Genomic DNA, 25,132 nt, shown 5'->3' with positions numbered 1-25,132 from the left:
TGCGCTTGAATCACTCAGGCATCCAGCTCGGCCCAGCGTTCAACCAGGGCTTCAAGCTCGCTGTTAAGCCGCTCGAGGGATGCAATCACCTTGGCGGTTTCTGCAGCCGGACGCAGGTAGAAACCCGCGTCAGCCATTTCAGCTTCAACGGCAGCAATCTGCTGTTCCTTGGCGTCGATATCACCCGGTAGTGCTTCCAGCTCACGTTGCAGCTTGTAGCTGAGCTTCTTCTTCGCAGCAGGTGCTTCCTGGGCTGGTGCCGGAGCAGCAGCCACTGGAGCAACCACGGCCGAGGTCAAGTCAGCCTTGCCGGACTTGCTCTCGGTCACGCCCAGCAGGCGCGGCGAGCCGCCCTGGCGCAGCCAGTCCTGATAACCACCGACGTATTCACGCACCTTGCCTTCGCCTTCGAAGACCAGGGTGCTGGTGACCACGTTATCGAGGAATGCCCGGTCGTGACTGACCATCAGCACGGTGCCGTTGAAGGTCAGCAGGACCTCTTCCAGCAGTTCCAGGGTTTCCACGTCGAGGTCGTTGGTCGGTTCGTCGAGTACCAGCAGGTTGGCTGGCTTGCTGAACAACTTGGCCAGCAGCAGGCGCGCACGCTCACCACCGGACAAGGCCTTGACCGGCGTACGTGCACGCTGCGGGCTGAACAGGAAGTCGCCCAGGTAGCTCAGCACGTGGCGGCTCTGGCCGTCGATGTCGATAAAGTCGCGACCTTCGGCGACGTTGTCGATCACGGTTTTTTCCAGGTCCAACTGGTGGCGCAACTGGTCGAAGTAGGCCACGTCGATGCGCGTGCCCTCTTCCACGGTACCGCTGGTGGGTTGCAGGCCGTTGAGCATCAGCTTGAGCAAGGTGGTCTTGCCGGTACCGTTGGCGCCGAGCAGGCCGATACGGTCGCCGCGCTGCAGGACCATGGAGAAGTCCTTGATCAGGAACGGGCCGTCCGGGTGATGGAAGCTGACGTTTTCCAGGACCATCACTTGCTTGCCGGACTTGTCGGCGGTATCCAGTTGAATGTTGGCCTTGCCGGTGCGCTCGCGACGCTCGCTGCGCTCAACGCGCAAGGCTTTCAGGGCACGTACGCGGCCTTCGTTACGGGTGCGGCGGGCCTTGATGCCCTGGCGGATCCAGACTTCTTCCTGGGCCAGCTTCTTATCGAACAGGGCATTGGCGGTTTCTTCCGCAGACAGCGCGGCTTCCTTGTGCACCAGGAAACTGGCGTAGTCGCCGTTCCAGTCGATCAGGCCGCCACGGTCCAGTTCGAGGATGCGGGTTGCCAGGTTCTGCAGGAAGGAACGGTCGTGCGTGATGAACAGCACGGCGCCCTGGAAATCCTTGAGGGCTTCTTCAAGCCAGGCGATTGCGCCGATGTCCAGGTGGTTGGTCGGTTCGTCGAGCAGCAACAGATCCGGTTCGGAAACCAGGGCCTGGGCCAGCAGGACGCGGCGACGCCAGCCGCCGGACAATTCGGCGAGGGTCTTGTCGGCGGGCAGTTGCAGGCGGCTCAGGGTGCTGTCGACCAATTGCTGCAAGCGCCAGCCGTCGCGGGCTTCGAGGTCTTGCTGGACGTGCATCAGCTTGTCCAGGTCGGCTTCGGTGACGCAGTTCTGCGCCAGGTGATGGTATTCGGCGAGCAGTGCGCCCACGCCGTCGAGGCCTTCGGCAACCACGTCGAACACTGTCCGTCCGTCGGCCACCGGCAATTCTTGCGGCAATTCGCCAATCTTGAGGCCCGGGGCGCGCCAGACAGAGCCGTCATCGGGCTTCTGGTCGCCTTTTACCAGCTTCATCATGCTGGACTTGCCGGTGCCGTTGCGGCCGATGATGCACACCCGCTCACCACGGGCGATCTGCCAGGACACCTTGTCCAACAACGGCATAGCGCCGAAAGCAAGGGACACATCGCTGAATTTGAGCAGGGTCATACGCTTCTCCAAAAACTGGGCGCGCATTCTACCTGACTTAGGGCTCGAGGCGGCCGGCATTTTCGCCGCTGACACGTTCTGTTGGACATTTCAGATGAACTTGAACGAAGCGACCGGCAAAGCTTTCACCGGTTGCGGGCAAAAGGCTAAGCTAGGGGCAATCAGTGTCGGCGACGTCGGCACTAGTCCAGATTCCTCTGCACGGACGTCTCATGCGCAGTCGCCTTTTCAGCTTTTTATCTTGTCTGCTTCTTTCTGCCACCGCCGTTCAATCCGCCCAGGCCGTGGACCTCACCACCCAACGTCAATATTACGATGAAGCCAAACGAGCCCTCGCCAAAGGCGACAGCGGCCCGTATTTCCAATACAGCCAGGCCCTGGCCGACTACCCGTTGACGCCGTACCTCGCCTACGACGAGCTGACCGCGCGGCTGAAAACCGCCAGCAACGAGGAGATCGAACAATTCCTCGCCAAGAACGGCGACCTGCCCCAGGCCAACTGGATGAAACTGCGCTGGTTGCGCTGGCTGGCCGACCGTGGCGACTGGCAAACCTTTGAAAAGTACTACGACGCCAAACTCAATTTCGTCGAACTGGACTGCCTCCATGGCCAATTCCAGCTGACCCACAACCAAAAAGCCGAAGGCTATAAAACCACCGAGAAGCTGTGGCTGACCGGTAAATCCCAGCCTGCTGCCTGTGATGCCACCTTTGGCCAGTGGGCCGCCGACGGCCAACTGACCGAACAGAAAATCTGGGACCGCGCCAAGCTGGCCGCCGAAGCCCGCAACTATCCGTTGGCCAACAGCCTGGTGAAGACCCTGCCGACCCTCGGCGCCCAGGGCCGCCTGATGGTGGACGTGGCGCAGAAGCCCGACATGCTCGGCGACCCATCGCGCTTCCTGCCGGCCAACGAAGCCATGTCCGACGCCGTAGGCCTTGGCCTGCGCCGCCTGGCACGCCAGGACCCGGACAAGGCCATGGCCCTGCTCGACGGTTATGCCAGCAGCATGCACTTCTCGCGTGACGAAAAAGTGTCGATCGCCCGGGAAATCGGCTTGACCCTGGCACGCCGCTACGACCCGCGCGCCCTTGACGTGATGACCAAGTACGATCCGGAACTGCGGGACAACACCGTTTCCGAATGGCGCCTGCGCCTGCTGTTGCGCCTGGCCCGCTGGGAAGACGCCTACCAGTTGACCCGCAAGCTGCCCCAGGATTTGGCCACCACCAACCGCTGGCGCTACTGGCAGGCCCGCAGCCTGGAACTGGCAGAGCCGAAGAACCCGCAAGCCCTGGTGATGTACAAGGGCCTGGCCAAGGAACGAGACTTTTACGGTTTCCTGGCGGCGGATCGCTCCCAGTCCCCGTACCAACTGAACAACAAGCCACTGGTGATGAGCCAGGCGCTGATGAACAAGGTACGCAACACACCGGGCGTGCGCCGCGCCCTGGAGTTCTACGCCCGTGGCCAGATCGTTGATGGCCGCCGCGAGTGGTACCACGTCAGCCGGCATTTCAACCGCGACGAAATGGTCGCCCAGGCCAAGCTGGCCTATGACATGAAGTGGTACTTCCCGGCGATCCGCACCATCAGCCAGGCGCAGTACTGGGACGACCTGGACATCCGCTTCCCGATGGCCCACCGCGACACCCTGGTGCGCGAAGCCAAGGTCCGCGGCGTGCATTCCAGCTGGGTATTTGCGATCACCCGCCAGGAAAGCGCCTTCATGGACGACGCGCGCTCCGGCGTCGGCGCCACCGGCCTGATGCAACTGATGCCCGGCACCGCCAAGGAGACTGCGCGAAAGTTCAGCATCCCGCTGGCTTCGCAACAGCAGGTGCTCGACCCGGACAAGAACATCCAGCTCGGCGCCGCCTACCTGAGCCAGGTCCACGCCCAGTTCAACGGCAACCGCGTGCTCGCCACCGCCGCCTACAACGCCGGCCCGGGCCGTGTACGCCAATGGCTGCGCGGCGCCGATCACCTGAGTTTCGATGTGTGGGTGGAAAGCATCCCGTTCGACGAAACCCGCCAGTATGTGCAGAACGTGCTGTCTTATTCGGTGATCTACGGGCAGAAGCTCAATGCACCGCAGCCGCTGGTGGATTGGCATGAGCGGTATTTTGATGATCAGTAAGTAACGCGTCCCATAAAAAATGCCCGCATTGAGAGATGCGGGCATTTTTTGTGGGCGGTGAATCAGTGGGTGGTCGACTCACCATCACTGAACTGCAACGCCGCCAGCCGTGCATACAGCGGATTGCTGGCGATCAGTTGCTGATGCGTCCCCACCGCCACCAGCTTGCCCTGGTCCATCACGGCAATCCGGTCGGCATTCTTCACGGTGGCCAGCCGGTGGGCTATGACCAGGGTGGTGCGCCCTTCCATCAACTGCGGCAGCGCCTGCTGGATCAGGTGTTCGCTCTGGGCGTCCAGCGCGCTGGTGGCTTCGTCCAGCAGCAGGATCGGTGCATCCACCAACAAGGCCCGGGCGATGGCCAGGCGTTGGCGCTGGCCGCCCGAAAGGCCCATGCCGCCGTCGCCCAGGTGGGTCTGGTAGCCGTCGGGCATTTGCAAAATGAAGTCGTGGGCGTGGGCGATGCGCGCCGCCTCCTCGACCTGGGCAAAGGTGGCCGTCGGATTGCCGTAGCGGATGTTCTCCTCAACGCTGCCGAAAAACAGCGCCGGGCTCTGGGACACCAGGGCGAAACAGCGGCGCAGGTCCAGCGGATCCAGCTCGGTCAGCGGGTGGCCTTCAAGCAGGATGCGGCCTTGCTGGGGATCGTAGAAACGCAGCAACAGATCGAACATCGTCGATTTACCCGCACCGGACGGACCGACCAGGGCCAGGGTTTCGCCGGCATTGATGCTCAGGCTCAAGCCGTCGATGGCAAAACGATCCGGACGCGACGGATAGGAGAAGCGCAAATCCTGGATTTCCAGGCGGCCACTGACCCGCTCCGGCAACTTGATCACGTTGGCTTCGGGCGCCTTGATCTCATTGCTCGACTGCAGCAATTCGCCAATCCGCTCCGCCGCACCGGCGGCGCGCTGCAACTCGCCCAACACTTCACTCAAGGTACCGACGGCACTGCCGACGATCAGGCTGTAGAACACGAACGCCGCCAGCTCACCACCGGAAATGCGCCCGCCGATCACGTCCATGCCGCCGACCCAGAGCATCACGCCCACGGCGCCCAGCACCAGCATGATCACCAGGGTAATCAGCCAGGCGCGCTGCACGATGCGTTTGCGGGCGGTGGTGAAGGCCTCTTCCACCGTCAGCGCGAAGCGCTGTTCGTCCTGGACCTGGTGGTTGTAGGCCTGCACGGTCTTGATCTGGCCGAGGGTTTCGGACACATAGCTGCCGACATCGGCGATGCGATCCTGGCTCTGGCGCGACAGGCTGCGCACCCGGCGGCCGAAGATCAGGATCGGCGCCAGCACCAGTGGCAGCGCTATCACGACGATGCTGGTGAGCTTGGGGTTGGTGACAAACAGCAGCACGATCCCGCCGATCACCATCAAGGCGTTGCGCAGGAACAGCGACAGCGAGGAGCCGATCACCGATTGCAGCAAGGTGGTGTCGGTGGTCAGCCGGGATTGGATTTCCGAGCTGCGGTTGTTTTCGTAGAAGCCCGGATGCAGGTAGATCAAGTGGTTGAACACTTGCCGCCGGATGTCCGCCACCACCCGCTCGCCGATCCACGACACCAGGTAAAACCGCGCAAAGGTGCCCACCGCCAGGCCCAGCACCAGGATCATGAACAGACCGATGGACTGGTTGAGCAGGTGCGGCGACTGGGTCATGAACCCCTGGTCCACCAGCAGGCGAATACCCTGGCCCATGGACAAGGTAATGCCGGCGGTGACGATCAGCGCCAACAAGGCGCCCAGGGCCTGCCAGCGGTAGGGAGCGACGAAGCGACTGGCCAGGCGAATCGCGCGGCGTTGACGGGCTGAGAGCATGGAGGGTTTCACCTGAAGGTTGGAGACGGGAACCTGCATAGCTACATGGGGGGAACTTGAGCGAATCACAATGAGTCAGGTTAATTATGCTCACCGAACCTAGGCCCTAGAGGCTATCGGTCTAAGGACCGGCTGGAAATTTGTATCGGTTTCTGCTGGACTGGGCATTCGATCTGCGGGCCGCGCAAGGAGTTGTAACAACGCGGTCACGCGGGGGTTTTAAAGTAGGTACACAACCTGATGAGGAGACGGGCCATGTCCTTGCAAAACAGCAGCAACGCCAAAATTCAAGTGATCCGCCAACCGCAGCAATTGCCTTGCTCGTATATCGACGCTCAGGGCCGCGAAGTGCAAATCACCGAAGAAATGATCCAGAGCGCGTGCGCCGAACTGGAACAGAAATTGGTCAAGCCTGCCAAGCGAGGCTGATTCGCCCACGCTCTCTTAAACCCGGCCTTGATGGCCGGGTTTTTTATGCCTTCAGATTGCCTGTGCGCCCAATGCTGCCACGATGCTCGACAAGGCGGCAGACTCGCCGTTGATCCGCACTTTCAAGCCGTCAATCTCACGCCGCTCGGGGTAGTGCTTGCGCAATAGGTCGAAGGCCTTGCGCTGCTCATCCACTGTGCCTACCAGGCTGCGGCGGAAATCCGCGTCATCACGGCGCGGGTCGTACACGCTGCGGCACAGGGTCGCCAAGGCCCAGGCCGGATCGGTATTGGCATTGAGGCTGACTTCGGCCAGCCACGGCTCCGGCAGCAAGTCGCTCAATTGAATCGTCGGGTCCTGACCAAGATGCCGGCAAAACGCCTGATAGATCTGCGCCGTGCCGCGCTGCTTGCCGTCCAGGCTGTAGCCGGCGATATGCGGGGTGGCCAGCACACACAGGTCGGCCAGGTCGACGTCCACCTGGGGCTCGCCTTCCCACACATCCAGCACGGCCTGCAGGTCTTCGCGCGCCAGCAGCACCTCCTTGAGGGCGGCGTTGTCCACCACCGGGCCGCGGCTGGCGTTGATCAGCCAGGCACCGGGCTTGAGCTGGTTGAGGCGCTCGCGGTCGAACAAGTGCCAGGTGGAGCCGTTGCCGGATTTGTTCAGCGGCGTGTGCAGGCTGATCACATCGCACTGCTCGACGATCTGCTCCAGGCTGACGTAATCACCGTCCTCGGCGATCTGCCGGGGCGGGTCGCACACCAGCACGTTCCAGCCCAACGCCTTGAGCACCTTGACCAGACGCCCGCCGACTTCACCGGCACCCACCACACCGTAGGTGCGCTGGGCCAGGTCGGCGCCTTCGATCTCGGCCAGGGTCAGCAGGCTGCCCAGTACATAGTCGACCACGCCACGGGCATTGCAGCCGGGGGCGCTGGACCATTGGATGCCGGCGCGCTGGAAGTAATCGAGGTCGAGGTGATCAGTGCCGATGGTGCAGGTGCCGACAAACCGCACCGGCGTGCCTTCGAGCAAGGCCCGGTTGACGTTGGTCACTGAACGCACCAGCAGCACATCGGCCTGCTCGATAGTCGCGCGGTCAATGGACCGGCCCGGAACCCGGCGAATCTCGCCGAATCCTTCAAAGAATGCATCGAGCAGCGGGATATTTTCGTCGGCAACAATCAGCATGGCAGGCTCCTTTCGCGGATCAGCAGTGTACAGCGGTTTTCCTTGTGGCGAGGGAGCTTGCTCCCGCTGGAGTGCGCAGCGCTCCCAAATGCAGCACCGTGTTTTTTCAGGTACACATCGGTTGCCCGTTATGGGGCTGCTGCGCAGCCCAGCGGGAGCAAGCTCCCTCGCCACAGCAAGCTCCCTCACCACAGCAAGCGCCCTCACCACAAAACGCTATATATGCGCGGGGATGTGTTTACAAATCCACAACACAGGTTTTTTCCTGACCAACACGTCAAGGCGTAGAATGCGCCGTCCTGCGCTCCCCCTATCGGACATCCGTACGTGAACACTGCCACAACCACCACCGCCCTCTCCCGCCCCGCCCGCGTCAGCCTTGAAGTGCGCAATCTGCTGGCCCTGGCCCTGCCGATCATGATCGGGCAACTGGCGACCACCGCCATGGGCTTTGTCGATGCCGTGATGGCCGGGCGTGTGAGTTCCCGGGACCTGGCGGCAGTCGCCCTGGGCAACTCCATCTGGATCCCGGTGTACCTGCTGATGACCGGCACCCTGCTGGCCACCACGCCGAAAGTCGCCCAGCGCTTCGGCGCCGGCACCCACGGTGAAATCGGCCCGCTGGTGCGCCAGTCGATGTGGCTGGCGCTGGTGGTGGGGATTACCGCGCTGCTGTTGCTGATCAGTGCCGAACCGATCCTGCATGTGATGAAGGTCGATCCCGAGCTGATCAAGCCGTGCATGGGCTACCTGCACGGCATCGCCTCGGGCATGCCGGCCATTGCGTTGTATTACGTGCTGCGCTGCTTCAGCGACGGGCTGGGCCGAACGCGGCCGAGCATGGTCATGGGCCTGTGCGGGCTGGCGCTGAATATTCCGCTGAACTATGTGTTCATCTACGGCCACTTCGGCGTGCCGGCCATGGGCGGCATCGGTTGCGGCTGGGCCACGGCGATCGTGATGTGGGTGATGATGCTTGGCCTGGCCGCCTGGACCCGCTGGGCACCGGTGTATCAGAGCAGCGAGCTGTTCAAGCGCTTTGACTGGCCGCAATGGTCGGTGATCAAGCGTGTGTTGAGCATTGGCTTGCCCATCGGGATCGCGGTGTTTGCCGAGTCGAGCATTTTTGCGGTGATCGCGCTGCTGATCGGCAGCCTCGGTGCCACGGTGGTGGCCGGACACCAGATCGCGCTGAACTTCAGCTCGCTGGTGTTCATGATCCCCTACTCCCTGAGCATGGCGGTCACCGTGCGCGTGGGCCAGGCCCTGGGCCGTGGCGAACCCCGTGAGGCGCGCTTTGCCGCAGGTGTCGGAATGGGCACCGCGTTGGTGTATGCCTGCCTGTCCTGCAGCCTGATGCTGCTGTTTCGCGAACAGATCGCCACCATCTACACCCAGGATCCGCTGGTGATCCAGGTGGCGGCGATGCTGATTGTGTTTGCGGCGCTGTTTCAGTTCTCGGACGCGATCCAGGTCACGGCCGCCGGCGCACTACGTGGTTACCAGGATACTCGGGTGACCATGGTGCTGACGCTGTTTGCGTATTGGGGCGTGGGCTTGCCGGTGGGCTACGCGCTGGGGCTGACCGAGTGGCTGGGCGACGCCCGCGGCCCGAGCGGCTTGTGGCAGGGGCTGATCGTGGGCCTGAGCTGTGCCGCGGCGATGTTGGTGATCCGCCTGGTGCGCAGCGCACGCAAGCGGATTCGCCGGGCTTAAGCCGATTTCTTGCGGATCCAGTATAGGTAGGTACCGGCCTGCTCCTGCTGGTCCACCAGTTCATGGTCGAGAAACACGCAGAACTTGGGGATGTCGCGACGGGTCGACGGATCGGTCGCGATCACCTTGAGCAAGCCACCGGGCGCCAGGTCGCGGATGTGCTGGTGCAGCATCATCACCGGTTCCGGACAGTTGAGGCCGGTGGCGTCGAGGACGGCATCGACGGGTAAATCAGGGGTCAGGCTCATGGTTTACTCCTAAACAGGCCGGCATTTTAACGGTAACGCGGGGCGCCAGGTAGCCAGCGGCGCCCTCGGTTTTTTCGCGAGCAAGCTCGCTCCTACATTGAGCAGCGTTTACCGGGCCTTTGGCTTCTTCACATCCAACCGGCGCAAATGGCAGGTCACTTCTTCACGGTCGTGGTACAGCTGCTTGCAGCCGATCTCCACCCGGATGCCACGTTCCTTGAAGCCTTCCGCGATGCGTTCAAGCAGGCGCTTCACTTCGGCATAACGCTGCTTCATCGGCAACTTCAGGTTGACCACTGCTTCGCGGCAATGTCCCTCGCCGATCCAGGTTTCCAACAGGGCCGCATTGCGCGCCGGTTTCTCGACGATGTCGCAGACCATCCAGTCCACCGGCTGCTTGGGGGTGTAGATAAAGCCGTCGGCCATCAAGTGCTGCACCAGCCCGGTATCCATCAGGCTTTCGGCCATCGGGCCGTTGTCGATGGCGGTCACCAGCATGCCGCGGTTGACCAGTTGCCAGGTCCAGCCGCCAGGCGCTGCGCCGAGGTCGACGCCGGTCATGTCGCTGTGCAGGCGCTCGTCCCACTGATCACGGGGGATAAAGTGGTGCCAGGCCTCTTCCAGCTTCAAGGTCGAGCGGCTTGGCGCGTCCCGCGGGAATTTGAGGCGCGGGATGCCCATCGGCCACATGGCCGAGTTGTTCGACTCGGCCAGGCCCATGAACACTTCGCGGCCGCTCTTGAAGGTCAACAGCAGGCGCGGCTTGCTGGCGTCTTCCACCAGTTTGCCGGCGGCCATCAGCGCCTTGCGCAAGTGAACTTCGAATTTCTTGCAGAAGTTCGACAGCTCCTTGCCGTCGTTGGTGTCGACCATTTCCAGCCACAGGCTGCCACACGCCGGGAAATCCCGCAGGTGCGCGAGGATCACGCTGATACGGTCGGTTTCCGGCAAGTCGATGAACACCCCGCGCGCCCACTGCCTCGGGAAGATCAGCTCGGCAAAGCGTTGGCCGCGCATCAGGCGCTGGGCGCCGTCTTCTTCGGTGCAGACAAATTCGGCGCAAGCGCTGCCGGTCTTGGCCTTGGCATAGCCCGAAACGTTCAGGCGTGCGGCGTGTTCCGCGATCTCGGAACAGACTTCGCCTTCAAAACCCGGGCGGCAGTGCATAAAAAGGGTGTTCATCAACTCTCCTGGATCACGGGCTTGCTATAGCGCAATGCCTGTCATGAAAACGCGCGCATGATAGCCGAGTTCGGAACCTTGGACTTATTGATAGAGTCCAGTAATTAGCCAGCTACTTAAAACAGGGCTAATTTGTAAGCTCTGTTCGTCCCGTCAGGTCCGTAGCCGTGCGGACCATAAGGAGTCATGTAATGTCATCCCTTGATAGTCTGAGAACCCTTAAAACCTTACAGATCGACGACAAGACCTATCACTACTTCAGCCTGCCCGAAGCCGCCAAGAGCCTGGGTGATCTGGACAAGCTGCCGATGTCCCTCAAGGTGCTGCTGGAAAACCTGCTGCGCTGGGAAGACGAAAAGACCGTCACCGGCGCCGACCTCAAGGCCATTGCCGCCTGGCTCAAGGAGCGCCGCTCCGACCGCGAGATCCAATACCGCCCCGCCCGGGTGCTGATGCAAGACTTTACCGGCGTGCCCGCCGTGGTCGACCTGGCCGCCATGCGCGCCGCCGTGGCCAAGGCCGGCGGTGACCCGCAACGCATCAACCCGCTGTCACCGGTGGACCTGGTGATCGACCACTCGGTGATGGTCGACAAGTTCGCCACCACCGGCGCCTTCCAGGAAAACGTCGACATCGAAATGCAGCGCAACGGCGAACGCTACGCCTTCCTGCGCTGGGGCCAGAGCGCCTTCGACAACTTCAGCGTAGTGCCACCGGGCACCGGCATCTGTCACCAGGTCAACCTGGAATACCTCGGCCGCACCGTGTGGACCAAGGATGAAGACGGCCGCACCTATGCCTTCCCCGATACTCTGGTCGGCACCGACTCCCACACCACCATGATCAACGGCCTCGGCGTATTGGGCTGGGGTGTGGGCGGGATCGAAGCGGAAGCCGCGATGCTCGGGCAGCCGGTGTCGATGCTGATCCCGGAAGTGATCGGCTTCAAACTCACTGGCAAGCTGAAAGAAGGCATCACCGCCACTGACCTGGTGCTGACCGTCACCCAGATGTTGCGCAAAAAAGGCGTGGTCGGGAAATTCGTCGAATTCTATGGTGATGGCCTGGCTGACCTGCCCCTGGCAGACCGCGCCACCATCGCCAACATGGCCCCGGAGTACGGCGCCACCTGTGGCTTCTTCCCGGTGGATGAAGTAACCCTGGACTACCTGCGCCTGTCGGGCCGTCCTGCAGAAACCGTCAAACTGGTGGAGGCCTACACCAAGGCCCAGGGCCTGTGGCGCAATGCAGGTCAGGAGCCGATCTTTACCGACAGCCTGGCGCTGGACATGGCCAGCGTCGAAGCCAGCCTGGCCGGGCCTAAACGTCCGCAAGACCGTGTCTCACTGCCTAACGTCGGCCAGGCCTTCAGCGATTTCCTCGACCTGCAATTCAAACCCACCAACAAGGAAGAAGGCCGCCTGGAAAGCGAAGGCGGCGGCGGTGTTGCGGTGGGCAACGCCGACCTGATCGGTGAAGCCGACTACGACTTCGAAGGCCAGACCTATCGCCTGAAAAACGGCGCGGTGGTGATCGCGGCCATTACCTCCTGCACCAACACCTCCAACCCGAGCGTGATGATGGCGGCGGGCCTGGTGGCGAAAAAGGCCGTGGAGAAAGGACTGAAGAGCAAGCCCTGGGTGAAAACCTCCCTGGCGCCGGGCTCCAAAGTCGTGACTGATTACTACAAAGCGGCAGGCTTGACCCAATACCTCGACAAGCTGGGCTTCGACCTGGTGGGTTATGGCTGCACCACCTGTATCGGCAACTCCGGGCCGCTGCCCGAGCCGATCGAAAAAGCTATCCAGAAAGCCGACCTGGCCGTGGCCTCGGTGCTCTCGGGCAACCGTAACTTCGAAGGCCGGGTGCATCCCCTGGTGAAAACCAACTGGCTGGCCTCCCCGCCCCTCGTGGTGGCCTATGCCCTGGCCGGCACCGTGCGCATGGACATCAGCAGCGAACCACTGGGCACCGGCTCTGACGGAAAACCTGTGTACCTGCGGGACATCTGGCCCAGCAGCAAGGAAATCGCCGACGCCGTTGCGCAAGTCAGCACCCAGATGTTCCACAAGGAATACGCCGAGGTGTTTGCCGGTGATGAACAGTGGCAGGCCATTGAAGTGCCGCAGGCTGCGACCTACGTGTGGCAGAAGGACTCCACCTACATCCAGCACCCACCGTTCTTCGACGACATCGGCGGCCCGCTGCCGGTGATCGAAGACGTCAAGGGCGCCAATGTGCTGGCACTGCTGGGGGACTCGGTGACCACCGACCACATCTCCCCTGCCGGCAATATCAAGACCGACAGCCCGGCGGGCAAATACCTGCGCGAGCAAGGCGTCGAACCGCGGGACTTCAACTCCTACGGCTCGCGTCGCGGCAACCATGAAGTGATGATGCGCGGCACCTTCGCCAACATCCGCATCCGCAACGAAATGCTCGGCGGCGAGGAAGGCGGCAACACGATCTACATCCCTACCGGCGAGAAAATGCCGATCTACGACGCCGCCATGAAATACCAGGCCTCGGGCACCCCGCTGGTGGTGATCGCCGGCCAGGAATACGGCACCGGCTCAAGCCGTGACTGGGCGGCCAAGGGCACCAACCTGCTGGGGGTCAAGGCGGTGATCGCCGAGAGTTTCGAGCGGATTCACCGTTCCAACCTGGTGGGCATGGGCGTGCTGCCCCTGCAGTTCAAGCTGGACCAGAACCGCAAGGCACTCAAGCTGACCGGCAAGGAGAAGATCGACATCCTCGGGCTGACCCACGCCGAGATCGAGCCACGCATGAACCTGACGCTGGTGATCACCCGTGAGGATGGCAGCAGCGAGAAGGTCGAAGTGCTGTGCCGCATCGACACCCTCAATGAGGTCGAGTACTTCAAGGCCGGCGGGATCCTGCACTACGTGTTGCGGCAGTTGATTGCCTCGTAACTGACACGCGCTACCCAAAACACCGCCTTCCCTGGCGGTGTTTTCATTTTTACCGTCGGTGACGCTCGGTATACTGCCGCCCTCAGATTTTGACTGTCACAAGGATTCCCCATGCTTGCATTGCCATGGCTGTACCTGGCGCTTCTTTCCATCGGCTATGTACTTGCCTTGAGCTACGGGCAATTGGGGTTAATGGCGGCACTGTCTGTCGCCATGCTGCTGTTGGCCGGGTTTGCCGTGCGGCAACAGCGAAACCCGTGGGTACGCTATCTGGGCCACGGGCTGTTTATCGTGCTGGCGCTGGGGCTGGCGATGCATTGGCTGCCCGGGTTCTACAACGGTCGCGGGATCGCGCCGCAGCGCTTTACGGACGACGCCGTGCCTTTCTCGATGTACCTGAACCAGGACAAGCCGCTGATTGGCTTCTGGCTGCTGCTGGCCTGCCCGTGGATTGTTGCGCGCCGGTCCCTGCGCCTGTCGATCTACGCCACCGCCCTGGCGTTGACACTGACGGCGATTGCCGCCCTGGGCGGCGCTGCGTTGCTGGGCGTCATCAGTTGGGCCCCGAAGTGGCCGGAGCAGGCCTGGCTGTGGGTGTTGAATAACCTGCTGCTGGTGACCCTGGTGGAGGAAGCGCTGTTCCGCGGTTATATCCAGGGCGGCCTGAGCCGACGGTTCAAGCAATTGCCCTATGGTGAAAACCTCGCCCTGCTGTTGGCCGCCCTGCTGTTCGGCCTGGTACACCTGGGCGCAGGCTGGCAGTGGACCCTGCTGGCGACCATCGCAGGCCTGGGCTACGGCCTGGCGTATCGCTTTGGCGGATTGGGCGCGGCGATCGTTACGCACTTCGGGCTGAACCTGCTGCATTTCGGGTTGTTTACCTATCCGATGCTGGCGGGCTGAGGCTGCGCCGATTGTTGCAAAAAATAAGTTAAATAAAACCCCGCGACGGTCGACAACCTGTCAAAGCCTTGCGGATTGAACAATCATGCGTAATAACCAACCCGTTACCCAGCGCGAACGTACCTTCCCCGCTCAGCAACGGTTGATCTCCACCACGGATGCCAAAGGCGTGATCACCTACTGCAACGACGCCTTCGTCGAGATCAGTGGGTTTTCCCATGACGAACTGCTGCGTGCCCCGCACAACCTGGTTCGTCATCCGGATGTGCCGGCGGCAGTGTTCGCACACATGTGGTCCACGCTCAAACAAGGCTTGCCATGGATGGGCATCGTCAAGAACCGCTGCAAGAGCGGTGATCACTATTGGGTCAACGCCTATGTGACACCGGTCTTCGACGGCAACCAGGTGATCGGCTACGAGTCGGTGCGGGTCAAGCCCACCACCGAGCAGATCCGCCGTGCCGAAGCGCTTTACCAGCGCATCAACCAGGGCAAGCCGGCCATCCCGCGCCGCGACAAGTGGCTGCCGGTGTTGCAGGATTGGCTGCCGTTTATCCTGGTCAGCCAGTTGAGCTTCCTGATTGGTGTGTGGCTCGACTCCCATTGGGGCTTTGCCCTGGCCGCCGCACTGTCAGTGCCGCTGGGCCTGTTGGGCCTGAGCTGGCAACAGCGCGGGCTCAAGCGTTTGCTGCGCCTGGCCGAGCAGACCACGTCCGACCCGCTGATTGCACAGATGTACACTGACAGCCGCGGCGCCCAGGCGCGCCTGGAAATGTCGATCCTCAGCCAGGAGGCGCGCCTGAAGACGTGTCTTACCCGTTTGCAGGACACGGCTGAACACCTCAACTCCCAGGCGGCGCAGTCCAATACCCTGGCACATAACAGCTCCAGCGGTCTTGAACGCCAGCGCGTGGAAACCGAACAGGTGGCCACCGCGGTCAACCAGATGGCCGCGACGACTCAGGAAGTCGCCAGCCATGTGCAACGCACCGCCGATGCCACCCAGGAAGCCAATCGCCTGACCGGGCGTGGCCGTGATATCGCCGGCGAAACCCGCGAAGCGATTCAGCGCCTGTCGGTGGCCGTGGGCGAGACCGGCGTGACCGTGACCCAGCTGGCCAAGGACAGTGACGAAATCGGTGGCGTGGTGGATGTGATCAAAGGCATCGCCGACCAGACCAACCTGCTGGCGCTGAACGCGGCCATCGAAGCGGCCCGTGCCGGGGAGATGGGTCGCGGCTTTGCGGTGGTGGCCGACGAAGTGCGGCAACTGGCCCAGCGCACCAGCGAGTCCACCGGGCAGATTCATGCGCTGATCGCCAAGCTGCAACAGACCGCCAGCGCGGCCGTACAAACCATGGACGCCGGGCATCGCCAGGCGGAAGAAGGTGTGGCACGGGTGATGGAAGCGGATCAGGCGCTGATCGGGATCAGCGAGGCGGTGGCGCACATCACTGATATGACGGCGCAGATTGCGGCGGCGACCGAAGAGCAGAGCTCGGTGGCGGAAGAGATCAGCCGTAATATCAGCACCATTGCGCTGCTGGCGGACCAGACGTCGGAACAGGCGTTGAATTCGGCGCAGTTGAGTGAAGAGCTGACGCATACCGCCAATACCCAGTACTCGCTGGTAGAACGCTTTAACCGGTAAACCGCTTTCGCGAGCAAGCCCGCTCCCACATTTGGAATGCATTTCAAATGTGGGAGCGGGCTTGCTCGCGAAAGGGCCCTATCAGGCGCCGAGAAACCCGGCCACCTTCACCGCCGCAGCCTCCAGATGCTGCTCATGACTGAACCCCGAAGCCTTCAACGGCTTCAGATCATGATCCCCCGCCACCAGCCACATCACCTCGATGCTCGGCGACAACACATACCCTTCCACCGCCGCCCGATTGCCCAGAGCATCCCGGTCGCCCTGCACGATCAACGTCGGCGTCTTCAGCCCGGCCAGGTGCTCGGTCCGTGGCTTCTCCGGCTTGCCCACCGCATAGAACGGATAACCCAGGCACACCAGCGCGTCCGTACCCAATTCATCCGCCAACAAACTGGCCATCCGCCCGCCCATGGACTTGCCGCCAACGGCCAGTTTCCCAGCGACATGACGTCGCACCTCGGCATACACCTCACGCCAGCATTCCAGCAGTTTCGGCGCCGGGTTCGGCGGACGTTTACCGCCATCCACACGACGCTGGGCCATGTACGGAAACTCGAAGCGCAATACGTTCACGCCATGCCCCGCAAGGCGTGCAGCCATGTCTTCCATAAAGCCCGAGTCCATTGGCGCGCCCGCGCCGTGGGCCAGGATCAGCGTCGCGGGCGTACGCGCGATAGACCCTGTCGCGGCCTTCCACAACCAGCCACGTTCCCGCACACACTGCGCCCATTGATCCCCGTCAATACTGGCCTTGTGCTCTTTGCCCATGCTTGCCTCGCTTTTTAGTCTGCCTATAACTCCAGCCCAAGTGCCGCATTTGCTTGGGTTGAACCGTGGATGGGGAACCATGAACACTACTTTAAGTACCGCCTATAACTACAAGGTGGTCCGCCAATTCGCCATTATGACGGTGGTGTGGGGCATCGTCGGCATGGGGCTCGGGGTTTTTCTCGCTGCCCAGTTGGTATGGCCCGAACTCAACTTCAATTTGCCCTGGACCAGTTTCGGCCGCTTGCGCCCGCTGCACACCAACGCGGTGATCTTTGCCTTTGGCGGTTGCGCGCTGTTTGCCAGCTCCTTCTACTCGGTGCAACGCACCTGCCAGACCCAATTGTTCGCGCCAAAGATCGCGCAGTTCTGCTTCTGGGGCTGGCAGCTGGTCATTGTGCTGGCCGCGATCACCTTGCCGCTGGGCTACACCAGCTCCAAGGAATACGCCGAGCTGGAATGGCCGATCGACATCCTGATCACCATCGTCTGGGTGGCCTATGCCATCGTGTTCTTCGGCACGGTGATGAAGCGCAACACCAAGCATATTTACGTCGGTAACTGGTTCTTCGGTGCGTTCATCATCACCGTGGCCATCCTGCATATCGTCAACAACCTGGAAATTCCGGTCAGCCTGACCAAGTCCTACTCGCTGTACGGCGGTGCGACGGATGCCATGGTGCAGTGGTGGTACGGGCATAACGCGGTAGGCTTTTTCCTCACCGCCGGCTTCCTCGGGATGATGTACTACTTCGTGCCGAAACAGGCCGAACGTCCGGTGTATTCCTATCGCCTGTCCATCGTGCACTTCTGGGCACTGATCACCCTGTACATCTGGGCCGGCCCGCACCACTTGCACTACACCGCGCTGCCGGACTGGGCACAGTCCCTGGGCATGGTGATGTCGCTGGTACTGCTGGCACCGAGCTGGGGCGGGATGATCAACGGGATGATGACCCTGTCGGGCGCCTGGCATAAGTTGCGCAGCGACCCGATCCTGCGATTCCTGGTGGTTTCCCTGGCCTTCTACGGCATGTCGACCTTCGAAGGGCCGATGATGGCGATCAAGACGGTCAACGCCCTCTCCCACTACACCGACTGGACCATCGGCCACGTACACGCCGGGGCGCTGGGTTGGGTAGCGATGATCTCCATCGGCGCGCTGTATCACATGATCCCGAAAATCTTCGGTCGCGAGCAGATGTACAGCCTCGGCCTGATCAACGCGCACTTCTGGCTGGCCACCATCGGCACCGTGCTCTACATCGCCTCGATGTGGGTCAACGGCATCGCCCAGGGCCTGATGTGGCGTGCGGTCAACGAAGATGGCACCTTGACCTACTCCTTCGTCGAAACCCTGGTGGCCAGCCACCCAGGCTTCATCGTGCGACTGGTGGGCGGGGCGATCTTCCTCAGCGGCATGTTCCTGATGGCTTACAACACTTGGCGCACCGTGCGTTCGGCACAACCCGCCGAAGTCGCCGCTGCGGCGCAGATGGCCTGAGGAGTCGATGATGAAACACGAAACCATTGAAAAGAACGTCGGCCTGCTGATGCTGCTGATGGTGCTCGCCGTGAGTATCGGCGGCCTGACCCAGATTGTGCCGCTGTTCTTCCAGGATGTGACCAACAAGCCGGTGGAAGGCATGAAGCCCTACACCGCGCTGCAACTGGAAGGTCGCGACATCTATATCCGCGAAGGCTGCGTACAGTGCCATTCGCAGATGATCCGCCCGTTCCGCGCCGAAACCGAGCGTTATGGCCACTACTCGGTGGCCGGTGAAAGCGTGTGGGATCACCCGTTCCTGTGGGGCTCCAAGCGTACCGGGCCGGACCTGGCCCGCGTCGGCGCGCGCTACTCGGACGACTGGCACCGCGCGCACTTGTACAACCCGCGCAACGTGGTACCGGAATCGAAGATGCCGGCGTACCCATGGCTGGTCACCGCCCCGGTCGACAGCAGCCACACCGAGACCAAGCTCAAGGTGATGCGCACCCTCGGCGTGCCGTACACCGACGACGACATCGCCGGTGCCGTGGCCTCCCTCAAGGGCAAGACCGAGATGGACGCGCTGGTTTCGTACCTGCAAGTGCTCGGCACTGCCATCAAGAGCAAGAGGTGAGCCATGGGATTTGAATTCGATGCTGGAACCATCCGCGGCCTTGGCACGCTGGTCGTTGCCATCGCCTTCATCGGCCTGTCGCTGTGGGTGTTCAACTCCCGGCGCAACGCAGAGTTCGCCGAGGCGTGCCTGCTGCCGTTTGCCGATGAACCGCTACCGCCAACCCCCGACGCTCAAGAAGAGCCTGCAACAAGGAGCAACCGGCCATGACTACCTTCTGGAGTACATGGATCTGTGTACTGACCCTCGGCAGCCTGATCGGCCTGACCTGGCTGTTGATCGGCACCCGCAAGGGCGAGACCAAGGGCAGCGTGGACCAGACCATGGGCCACGCCTTCGACGGGATCGAGGAGTACGACAACCCGCTGCCACAATGGTGGTTCATGCTGTTCGCCGGCACCCTGGTGTTTGCCGTCGGCTACCTGATCCTCTACCCGGGCCTGGGCAACTGGAAAGGCGTGTTGCCGGGCTATGAAGATGGCTGGACCCAGACCAAGGAATGGGACAAGGAAATGGCCAAGGCCGACGCCAAATTCGGACCGATTTTCGCCAAATTCGCGGCCATGCCGGTGGAAGAAGTTGCCAAGGACCCGCAGGCGCTGAAAATGGGCGGCCGCCTGTTCGCCTCCAACTGCGCGGTGTGCCATGGCTCGGACGCCAAGGGCGCCTACGGCTTCCCGAACCTGGCAGACAACATCTGGCGCTGGGGCGGTTCGGCGGATGCAATCAAGATGACCATCATGAATGGCCGTCATGCCGCGATGCCGGCCTGGGGTGAAGTGCTGGGTGAGGACGGTGTGAAGAACGTCGCAGCCTATGTGCGCCATGAATTGGCAGGCCTGCCGCTGCCGGCGGACAGCAGTGCGGATGTCGCCGCGGGCCAGGTGGCATTCAGCACCACCTGTGTCGCCTGCCACGGGCCGGAAGGCCATGGCGTGGAAGCCATGGGCGCGCCGAACCTGACGCAGCCAGGCGGCTTTATCTACGGCACCAGCCTGGCGCAGTTGCAGCAGACCATTCGCCACGGCCGCCAGGGCCAGATGCCTGCGCAGGAAGTACTGCAAGGCAATGACAAGGTGCACCTGCTGGCCGCCTATGTTTACAGCCTGTCCCACAATGCTGATGGCGCAACGCCTGACAGCCAACCCGAGTAATCCTGCACCACCCAAAAGCCGCGCCTGATTCAGGCGCGGCTTTTTTGCGACCCATTGTCGCACCCTTCCGATCGCTGACTTTCCCCTCCTGCCATTCGGGTCTACGCTTGTTTGCACAGTGGACTGGCATTGGCCGGTCGACGGCCGACTTGCACTCGATGGGTTGAAACATTTCTGCTCGATGACAGGCGCAAAGGCTGGTACCTACCGGCTGTCGTGCCACTGGCCATTCGTCACCCGAGCTGCTTGTTTACACACACTCAGTTACAAGTACCTTCGACCCGTTTAAAATCCTGTCCAAGTCGTCAGCTTTTAACCCTGAATTTTGTCCTTACGCCAAACATGGAAAGGGCGCAGAATCTGGTTTGGAACGCATTGACGCAGGTCACCTTGCGTTGCAATGGAATCTTGCTTTCTCCATACTTGCGACCGATTTTTACCCTATAAAAAAACTAAACCGTGGAACCTTAGAATGAGCACAGCAATCAGTCCGACTGCTTATAACTATAAGGTAGTCCGCCAGTTCGCCATCATGACGGTGGTCTGGGGGATCCTTGGCATGGGGCTCGGCGTTTTCATTGCCTCGCAACTGGTTTGGCCAGAGTTGAATTTTGGCCTGCCATGGACGACATTTGGACGCCTGCGCCCGTTGCACACCAACCTGGTGATTTTCGCCTTCGGTGGATGTGCACTGTTTGCCACTTCTTACTACGTCGTGCAGCGAACCTGCCAAACGCGACTGATTTCCGATGCACTGGCGGCCTTTACCTTCTGGGGTTGGCAAGCGGTCATCGTGGGCGCGATCGTCACCCTGCCGCTGGGCTACACCACCACCAAGGAATACGCCGAGCTGGAATGGCCGATCGCCATTTTGCTGGCGATTGTCTGGGTGACCTACGCAGTGGTGTTCTTCGGCACCATCGTCAAGCGCAAGACCAAGCACATCTATGTCGGCAACTGGTTCTACGGGGCATTTATCCTGGTGACGGCGATGCTGCATATCGTCAACCATGCGTCCTTGCCGGTGAGCTTCTTCAAGTCCTACTCGGCCTACGCCGGTGCGACGGACGCAATGATCCAGTGGTGGTACGGCCACAACGCCGTAGGTTTCTTCCTCACCACCGGCTTCCTGGGGATGATGTACTACTTCGTGCCGAAACAGGCCGAGCGTCCGATCTACTCCTATCGCCTGTCCATCGTGCACTTCTGGGCCCTGATCACCCTGTACATCTGGGCCGGTCCGCACCACCTGCACTACACCGCATTGCCGGACTGGGCCCAGTCCCTGGGCATGGCGATGTCGATCATCCTGCTCGCGCCAAGCTGGGGCGGCATGATCAACGGCATGATGACCCTGTCGGGCGCCTGGCATAAATTGCGCACCGACCCGATCCTGCGGTTCCTCGTGGTCTCCCTGGCGTTCTACGGCATGTCGACCTTCGAAGGCCCGATGATGGCCATCAAGACGGTCAACTCGCTGTCCCACTACACCGACTGGACCATCGGCCACGTACACGCCGGCGCCCTCGGTTGGGTAGCGATGATTTCCATCGGCGCGCTGTACCACATGATCCCGAAACTGTTCGGCCGTGCGCAGATGCACAGCGTCAGCCTGATCAACACCCACTTCTGGCTGGCCACCATCGGTACCGTGCTCTACATCGCCTCGATGTGGGTCAACGGCATCACCCAGGGCCTGATGTGGCGTGCAATCAACGATGACGGCACCCTCACCTACTCCTTCGTCGAAGGGCTGCAAGCCAGCCATCCGGGTTACATCGTGCGCGCCCTGGGCGGTGCGATCTTTGCCAGCGGCATGCTGTTCATGGCCTACAACGTGTGGCGCACCGTGCGTGCCTCCGACCCTGTAGAAGCCGAAGCCGCTACCAAGATCGCCGTTGTGGGAGCTCACTGATGAAGCATGAAGTAGTCGAGAAGAATATCGGCCTGCTGGCCTTCTTCATGGTCATCGCCGTGAGTATCGGCGGCCTGACCCAGATCGTTCCGCTGTTTTTCCAGGACGTGACCAACAAGCCGGTGGAAGGCATGAAGCCGCGCACCGCCCTTGAACTGGAAGGCCGCGACGTCTACATCGCCAACGGTTGTGTCGGCTGCCACTCGCAGATGATCCGCCCGTTCCGTGCCGAAACCGAACGCTACGGCCACTACTCGGTCGCCGGTGAAAGCGTGTGGGACCACCCATTCCTGTGGGGTTCCAAGCGTACCGGCCCGGACCTGGCCCGGGTCGGCGGTCGTTACTCCGATGACTGGCAGCGTGCGCACTTGTACAACCCGCGCAACGTGGTGCCCGAATCGAAAATGCCGGCGTACCCGTTCCTGGTCGAAAACAAACTCGACGGCAAGGACACCGCCAAGAAGATGGAAGTCTTGCGCACCCTGGGCGTGCCCTACACCGACGAAGACATCGCCGGCGCGGCAGCGGCCGTGAAGGGCAAGACCGAAATGGACGCACTGGTGGCCTACTTGCAAGGCCTTGGCACCATCATCAAAAGCAAACGGTGATCTGGATGGATATCGGGATGATTCGAGGCCTGGGCACCGTTGTCGTGATGGTGGCCTTTATCGGCCTGGCCTTGTGGGTGTTCAGCCCCAAGCGCAAGTCGGAGTTTGAAGACGCGACGTTGCTGCCCTTCGCGGATGATCCCGAAGCCATCAAGCACGTCGTGGAAGCGTCTAGGAGTAACAAAGAATGACTACGTTCTGGAGTCTGTACGTCACAGTCCTCAGTCTGGGTACCATTTTCGCCCTGACCTGGCTGCTGCTGTCGACCCGCAAGGGCCAGCGCGCCGAGCAAACCGATGAAACCGTCGGCCACTCGTTCGACGGCATCGAGGAGTACGACAACCCGCTGCCCAAATGGTGGTTCATGCTGTTCGTCGGCACCATCATCTTCGCCCTCGGTTACCTGGCGCTGTACCCTGGCCTGGGCAACTGGAAAGGCCTGCTGCCGGGCTACAACTACCTCGACAACGACAAGCAAACCCCATTTGCCAATGGCCAGACCGGCTGGACCGGCGTGCACGAATGGGAAAAGGAAATGGCCAAGTCGGACGCCCGGTTCGGGCCGATCTTCGCCAAGTTCGCCGCCATGCCGATCGAAGAAGTGGCCAAGGACCCGCAAGCCTTGAAGATGGGTGGCCGCCTGTTCGCCTCCAACTGCTCGGTGTGCCACGGTTCCGACGCCAAGGGTGCCTACGGCTTCCCCAACCTGACCGACGCCGACTGGCGCTGGGGCGGCGACCCGGCCACCATCAAGGAAACCATCATGAAGGGCCGCCACGCGGTGATGCCGGCGTGGGCCGAAGTCATTGGCGAGCAAGGCGTGGCCGATGTAGCCGGCTTCGTGGTGACCAACCTCGATGGCCGCAAACTGCCGGAAGGCGCGAAGGCAGACGTGGCCAACGGCGAGAAACTCTTCGCCGCCAACTGCGTGGCGTGCCACGGTCCCGCCGGTAAAGGTACACCCGCCATGGGCGCGCCTGACCTGGCCCACCCTGGCGCGTTCATCTACGGTTCGAGCTTCGCGCAACTGCAGCAGACCATCCGTTATGGCCGTCAAGGCCAGATGCCTGCGCAGGAGCAGTTGCAGGGCAATGACAAGGTGCACTTGCTGGCGGCCTATGTTTACAGCCTGTCCCATGGAGACAAGGCAGCTGAGGAGCAGTAAGCATTAAAACCAAAAAGCCCCGCGCAGCCAATGCTGCGCGGGGCTTTGGTAATGGGGCATTGGTGGAACTCAACTTACCCCGAGGACGAGGCGTTACCGTTCTTCATGCACTTGGTCCATTCTTTTAATAGCAGCGTTGATCGCCCCCCGATCAGCCGATTTAGACCAATCCGTCAGTCCTAACTGTGCCACTAACTCAGGACGACTCAAGATTTCCCGCGCGACCATCGCTTCATCTGGGCCGCGATCATGACGCGTCCCATCCGCGATGTTCTTCAGTGAAGCGTAAGTCACACCCTCCCTGCGATCAATTCCACCCCAACCGCGCTCCGGGTAATAGGTGTCATATTCATTCAGGAGCTTTTGCGCCAGTTCTTTATCACTCATCGTGGCCAGGGGAAACCCCATATTCTGACCCACGGTTATGATACTTTCACGATCGATTTTGCCATCGTGCTTATGCTTTCCGTACCCATCGAGTTTCTCCATGAGTACAGGATTTTCCAGCAGCGAACGGGCAAAATTCATGTCGTCACTGCTGTAGCCACTCTGCGCAGAGGCATACGCAACCTGTCGTAGAGAGTCGCGGGTGATGTAGTCTGGTTGCGCAGGGTCGGCATACTTATCAAAGTTTCTGAGTAGACGGTCGGCCACCCGATAATCATTCCAACTACTGAATTGCTCTACGCTGATGCCAGAGGATACTGGCAGCGTCGAAGCCGATGGTGGAACGGCTCCAACATTATGCGTGTCATTAGCACGTTGAATGGTCATTGGTTTCCTCGATTTGAATAACGTCAAAACAAAATAAATTTATCGGCGCGCAAGAGACCTAGGCATAACGTTCAACAATTGCTCATCAAAGGTTTCATCGTGGTAACGCTGCGCGCTGCTACAAAACATTGCCGAACACTGATCCAGACTTGATCTCAACGTCGGCATTTCCTGCGTGGCAATAACGCGATCAGCGTTCCTACAACAAACGTTTCATTCTGTGTAAACAAAGGCTCGTTTGGGCCTAAGAACTGATATCGCAGAAGCGTCAGCTTCCTAACCAATCGTTGTAGGTTATTTAACAGCGCAAAAAGCAGTTATAAAAACGCCACCACACCGGCCCGTAGACCTCTCCTGATTTACTTACTCACCACCAGGAAGTCGCAAGGGAAACGGCAAGGTGCACTTGCTGGCGGCGTATGTTTCGGACTGTCCCATGGGAACAAGCCGCCAGACGCC

Annotated in this window: 21 protein-coding genes; 14 read left to right on the top strand and 7 right to left on the bottom strand. The window is 61.3% G+C overall.

The window, feature by feature from the left end:
* Nucleotides 1-14: 14 nt before the first annotated feature.
* The gene (locus HX814_RS05765; protein ID WP_177008119.1) at nucleotides 15-1,934 is read right to left on the bottom strand and encodes an ATP-binding cassette domain-containing protein; all 1,920 of its coding nucleotides are present in this window, start codon (nucleotides 1,932-1,934) and stop codon (nucleotides 15-17) included.
* A gap of 212 nt (nucleotides 1,935-2,146) precedes the next feature.
* Here HX814_RS05765 and HX814_RS05760 point away from each other — a divergent pair, with 212 nt between their 5' ends.
* Nucleotides 2,147-4,075, top strand: a complete 1,929-nt coding sequence (locus tag HX814_RS05760) for a transglycosylase SLT domain-containing protein (protein WP_008437594.1) — start codon at nucleotides 2,147-2,149, stop codon at nucleotides 4,073-4,075.
* 62 nt (nucleotides 4,076-4,137) lie between these two features.
* Here HX814_RS05760 and HX814_RS05755 read toward each other — a convergent pair whose 3' ends face one another.
* On the bottom strand, nucleotides 4,138-5,946 hold the full coding sequence (locus HX814_RS05755) for an ABC transporter transmembrane domain-containing protein (protein ID WP_177008120.1): 1,809 nt from the start codon (nucleotides 5,944-5,946) through the stop codon (nucleotides 4,138-4,140).
* A gap of 216 nt (nucleotides 5,947-6,162) precedes the next feature.
* On the opposite strand from HX814_RS05755, the gene HX814_RS05750 reads away from it, so the two are divergent.
* The gene (locus HX814_RS05750; RefSeq protein ID WP_003218992.1) at nucleotides 6,163-6,336 is read left to right on the top strand and encodes a PA1571 family protein; all 174 of its coding nucleotides are present in this window, start codon (nucleotides 6,163-6,165) and stop codon (nucleotides 6,334-6,336) included.
* A gap of 51 nt (nucleotides 6,337-6,387) precedes the next feature.
* On the opposite strand, the gene pdxB is transcribed toward HX814_RS05750, so the two are convergent.
* On the bottom strand, nucleotides 6,388-7,530 hold the full coding sequence (gene pdxB / locus HX814_RS05745) for a 4-phosphoerythronate dehydrogenase PdxB (protein WP_087694847.1): 1,143 nt from the start codon (nucleotides 7,528-7,530) through the stop codon (nucleotides 6,388-6,390).
* A 327-nt stretch (nucleotides 7,531-7,857) separates the two neighbouring features.
* Here pdxB and HX814_RS05740 point away from each other — a divergent pair, with 327 nt between their 5' ends.
* Nucleotides 7,858-9,246 carry an MATE family efflux transporter gene (locus tag HX814_RS05740; RefSeq protein ID WP_102368386.1) on the top strand — a complete coding sequence of 463 codons (1,389 nt, stop codon included), beginning with the start codon at nucleotides 7,858-7,860 and terminating at the stop codon, nucleotides 9,244-9,246.
* Here the strand turns inward: HX814_RS05740 and tusA are convergent.
* Both tusA and rlmM read right to left on the bottom strand, forming a co-directional pair.
* Nucleotides 9,243-9,494 carry a sulfurtransferase TusA gene (gene tusA, locus HX814_RS05735; RefSeq protein WP_003218998.1) on the bottom strand — a complete coding sequence of 84 codons (252 nt, stop codon included), beginning with the start codon at nucleotides 9,492-9,494 and terminating at the stop codon, nucleotides 9,243-9,245. The two genes, HX814_RS05740 and tusA, sit on opposite strands and share 4 nt — an antisense overlap.
* 108 nt (nucleotides 9,495-9,602) lie before the next feature.
* Complete coding sequence (rlmM, locus tag HX814_RS05730) at nucleotides 9,603-10,676, bottom strand: 23S rRNA (cytidine(2498)-2'-O)-methyltransferase RlmM (RefSeq protein ID WP_177008121.1); 1,074 nt, start codon at nucleotides 10,674-10,676, stop codon at nucleotides 9,603-9,605.
* Between the two features lie 191 nt (nucleotides 10,677-10,867).
* Here rlmM and acnA point away from each other — a divergent pair, with 191 nt between their 5' ends.
* From acnA to HX814_RS05715, 3 genes are all read left to right on the top strand, one after another.
* A complete protein-coding gene (acnA, locus tag HX814_RS05725; protein ID WP_177008122.1) occupies nucleotides 10,868-13,609 on the top strand; it encodes an aconitate hydratase AcnA in 2,742 nt (913 codons plus the stop codon).
* A 111-nt stretch (nucleotides 13,610-13,720) separates the two neighbouring features.
* Complete coding sequence (locus HX814_RS05720) at nucleotides 13,721-14,512, top strand: CPBP family intramembrane glutamic endopeptidase (protein WP_003219003.1); 792 nt, start codon at nucleotides 13,721-13,723, stop codon at nucleotides 14,510-14,512.
* An 85-nt stretch (nucleotides 14,513-14,597) separates the two neighbouring features.
* The gene (locus HX814_RS05715; RefSeq protein ID WP_177008123.1) at nucleotides 14,598-16,163 is read left to right on the top strand and encodes a PAS domain-containing methyl-accepting chemotaxis protein; all 1,566 of its coding nucleotides are present in this window, start codon (nucleotides 14,598-14,600) and stop codon (nucleotides 16,161-16,163) included.
* Nucleotides 16,164-16,244: 81 nt separating this feature from the next.
* On the opposite strand, the gene HX814_RS05710 is transcribed toward HX814_RS05715, so the two are convergent.
* On the bottom strand, nucleotides 16,245-16,934 hold the full coding sequence (locus tag HX814_RS05710) for an alpha/beta family hydrolase (protein WP_177008124.1): 690 nt from the start codon (nucleotides 16,932-16,934) through the stop codon (nucleotides 16,245-16,247).
* A 79-nt stretch (nucleotides 16,935-17,013) separates the two neighbouring features.
* Between HX814_RS05710 and ccoN (HX814_RS05705) the strand changes: the two genes are divergently transcribed.
* From ccoN (HX814_RS05705) to ccoP (HX814_RS05670), 8 genes are all read left to right on the top strand, one after another.
* Entirely contained in the window at nucleotides 17,014-18,438 is a 1,425-nt protein-coding gene (ccoN, locus tag HX814_RS05705; RefSeq protein ID WP_003219009.1) for a cytochrome-c oxidase, cbb3-type subunit I, read from the top strand.
* 10 nt (nucleotides 18,439-18,448) lie between these two features.
* A complete protein-coding gene (gene ccoO, locus HX814_RS05700; protein WP_003219010.1) occupies nucleotides 18,449-19,057 on the top strand; it encodes a cytochrome-c oxidase, cbb3-type subunit II in 609 nt (202 codons plus the stop codon).
* 3 nt (nucleotides 19,058-19,060) lie between these two features.
* The gene (locus HX814_RS05695; RefSeq protein ID WP_003219012.1) at nucleotides 19,061-19,267 is read left to right on the top strand and encodes a cbb3-type cytochrome c oxidase subunit 3; all 207 of its coding nucleotides are present in this window, start codon (nucleotides 19,061-19,063) and stop codon (nucleotides 19,265-19,267) included.
* The gene (gene ccoP / locus HX814_RS05690) at nucleotides 19,264-20,211 is read left to right on the top strand and encodes a cytochrome-c oxidase, cbb3-type subunit III (RefSeq protein ID WP_177008125.1); all 948 of its coding nucleotides are present in this window, start codon (nucleotides 19,264-19,266) and stop codon (nucleotides 20,209-20,211) included. The genes HX814_RS05695 and ccoP (HX814_RS05690) overlap by 4 nt, the downstream gene beginning before the upstream one ends.
* A 472-nt stretch (nucleotides 20,212-20,683) precedes the next feature.
* Nucleotides 20,684-22,126 carry a cytochrome-c oxidase, cbb3-type subunit I gene (gene ccoN, locus HX814_RS05685; RefSeq protein WP_003219015.1) on the top strand — a complete coding sequence of 481 codons (1,443 nt, stop codon included), beginning with the start codon at nucleotides 20,684-20,686 and terminating at the stop codon, nucleotides 22,124-22,126.
* Nucleotides 22,126-22,734: a cytochrome-c oxidase, cbb3-type subunit II gene (gene ccoO, locus HX814_RS05680; RefSeq protein ID WP_003193167.1), complete on the top strand. Its 609-nt coding sequence runs from the start codon at nucleotides 22,126-22,128 to the stop codon at nucleotides 22,732-22,734. The genes ccoN (HX814_RS05685) and ccoO (HX814_RS05680) overlap by 1 nt, the downstream gene beginning before the upstream one ends.
* Before the next feature lie 5 nt (nucleotides 22,735-22,739).
* The gene (locus HX814_RS05675; RefSeq protein ID WP_008437575.1) at nucleotides 22,740-22,925 is read left to right on the top strand and encodes a CcoQ/FixQ family Cbb3-type cytochrome c oxidase assembly chaperone; all 186 of its coding nucleotides are present in this window, start codon (nucleotides 22,740-22,742) and stop codon (nucleotides 22,923-22,925) included.
* Nucleotides 22,922-23,899, top strand: coding sequence for a cytochrome-c oxidase, cbb3-type subunit III (ccoP, locus tag HX814_RS05670; protein ID WP_177008126.1), 978 nt, complete (start codon nucleotides 22,922-22,924; stop codon nucleotides 23,897-23,899). The genes HX814_RS05675 and ccoP (HX814_RS05670) overlap by 4 nt, the downstream gene beginning before the upstream one ends.
* A gap of 93 nt (nucleotides 23,900-23,992) precedes the next feature.
* Here ccoP (HX814_RS05670) and HX814_RS05665 read toward each other — a convergent pair whose 3' ends face one another.
* On the bottom strand, nucleotides 23,993-24,673 hold the full coding sequence (locus HX814_RS05665) for a hypothetical protein (RefSeq protein WP_023659084.1): 681 nt from the start codon (nucleotides 24,671-24,673) through the stop codon (nucleotides 23,993-23,995).
* Nucleotides 24,674-25,132 lie beyond the last annotated feature (459 nt).

This window comes from Pseudomonas sp. C8002, assembly GCF_013385765.1.
Taxonomy (GTDB): Bacteria; Pseudomonadota; Gammaproteobacteria; order Pseudomonadales; family Pseudomonadaceae; genus Aquipseudomonas.
Note: the sequence above shows the minus strand (reverse complement) of the source record. Positions and strands in the feature narration are given on the sequence as shown.

Coding starts and splice junctions, on each gene's coding strand:
- HX814_RS05765 (WP_177008119.1), bottom strand. CDS start 1,934: ATGACCCTGCTCAAATTCAGCGATGTGTCCCTTGCTTTCGGCGCTATG.
- HX814_RS05760 (WP_008437594.1), top strand. CDS start 2,147: ATGCGCAGTCGCCTTTTCAGCTTTTTATCTTGTCTGCTTCTTTCTGCC.
- HX814_RS05755 (WP_177008120.1), bottom strand. CDS start 5,946: ATGCAGGTTCCCGTCTCCAACCTTCAGGTGAAACCCTCCATGCTCTCA.
- HX814_RS05750 (WP_003218992.1), top strand. CDS start 6,163: ATGTCCTTGCAAAACAGCAGCAACGCCAAAATTCAAGTGATCCGCCAA.
- pdxB (WP_087694847.1), bottom strand. CDS start 7,530: ATGCTGATTGTTGCCGACGAAAATATCCCGCTGCTCGATGCATTCTTT.
- tusA (WP_003218998.1), bottom strand. CDS start 9,494: ATGAGCCTGACCCCTGATTTACCCGTCGATGCCGTCCTCGACGCCACC.
- rlmM (WP_177008121.1), bottom strand. CDS start 10,676: ATGAACACCCTTTTTATGCACTGCCGCCCGGGTTTTGAAGGCGAAGTC.
- acnA (WP_177008122.1), top strand. CDS start 10,868: ATGTCATCCCTTGATAGTCTGAGAACCCTTAAAACCTTACAGATCGAC.
- HX814_RS05720 (WP_003219003.1), top strand. CDS start 13,721: ATGCTTGCATTGCCATGGCTGTACCTGGCGCTTCTTTCCATCGGCTAT.
- HX814_RS05715 (WP_177008123.1), top strand. CDS start 14,598: ATGCGTAATAACCAACCCGTTACCCAGCGCGAACGTACCTTCCCCGCT.
- HX814_RS05710 (WP_177008124.1), bottom strand. CDS start 16,934: ATGGGCAAAGAGCACAAGGCCAGTATTGACGGGGATCAATGGGCGCAG.
- ccoN (WP_003219009.1), top strand. CDS start 17,014: ATGAACACTACTTTAAGTACCGCCTATAACTACAAGGTGGTCCGCCAA.
- ccoO (WP_003219010.1), top strand. CDS start 18,449: ATGAAACACGAAACCATTGAAAAGAACGTCGGCCTGCTGATGCTGCTG.
- HX814_RS05695 (WP_003219012.1), top strand. CDS start 19,061: ATGGGATTTGAATTCGATGCTGGAACCATCCGCGGCCTTGGCACGCTG.
- ccoP (WP_177008125.1), top strand. CDS start 19,264: ATGACTACCTTCTGGAGTACATGGATCTGTGTACTGACCCTCGGCAGC.
- ccoN (WP_003219015.1), top strand. CDS start 20,684: ATGAGCACAGCAATCAGTCCGACTGCTTATAACTATAAGGTAGTCCGC.
- ccoO (WP_003193167.1), top strand. CDS start 22,126: ATGAAGCATGAAGTAGTCGAGAAGAATATCGGCCTGCTGGCCTTCTTC.
- HX814_RS05675 (WP_008437575.1), top strand. CDS start 22,740: ATGGATATCGGGATGATTCGAGGCCTGGGCACCGTTGTCGTGATGGTG.
- ccoP (WP_177008126.1), top strand. CDS start 22,922: ATGACTACGTTCTGGAGTCTGTACGTCACAGTCCTCAGTCTGGGTACC.
- HX814_RS05665 (WP_023659084.1), bottom strand. CDS start 24,673: ATGACCATTCAACGTGCTAATGACACGCATAATGTTGGAGCCGTTCCA.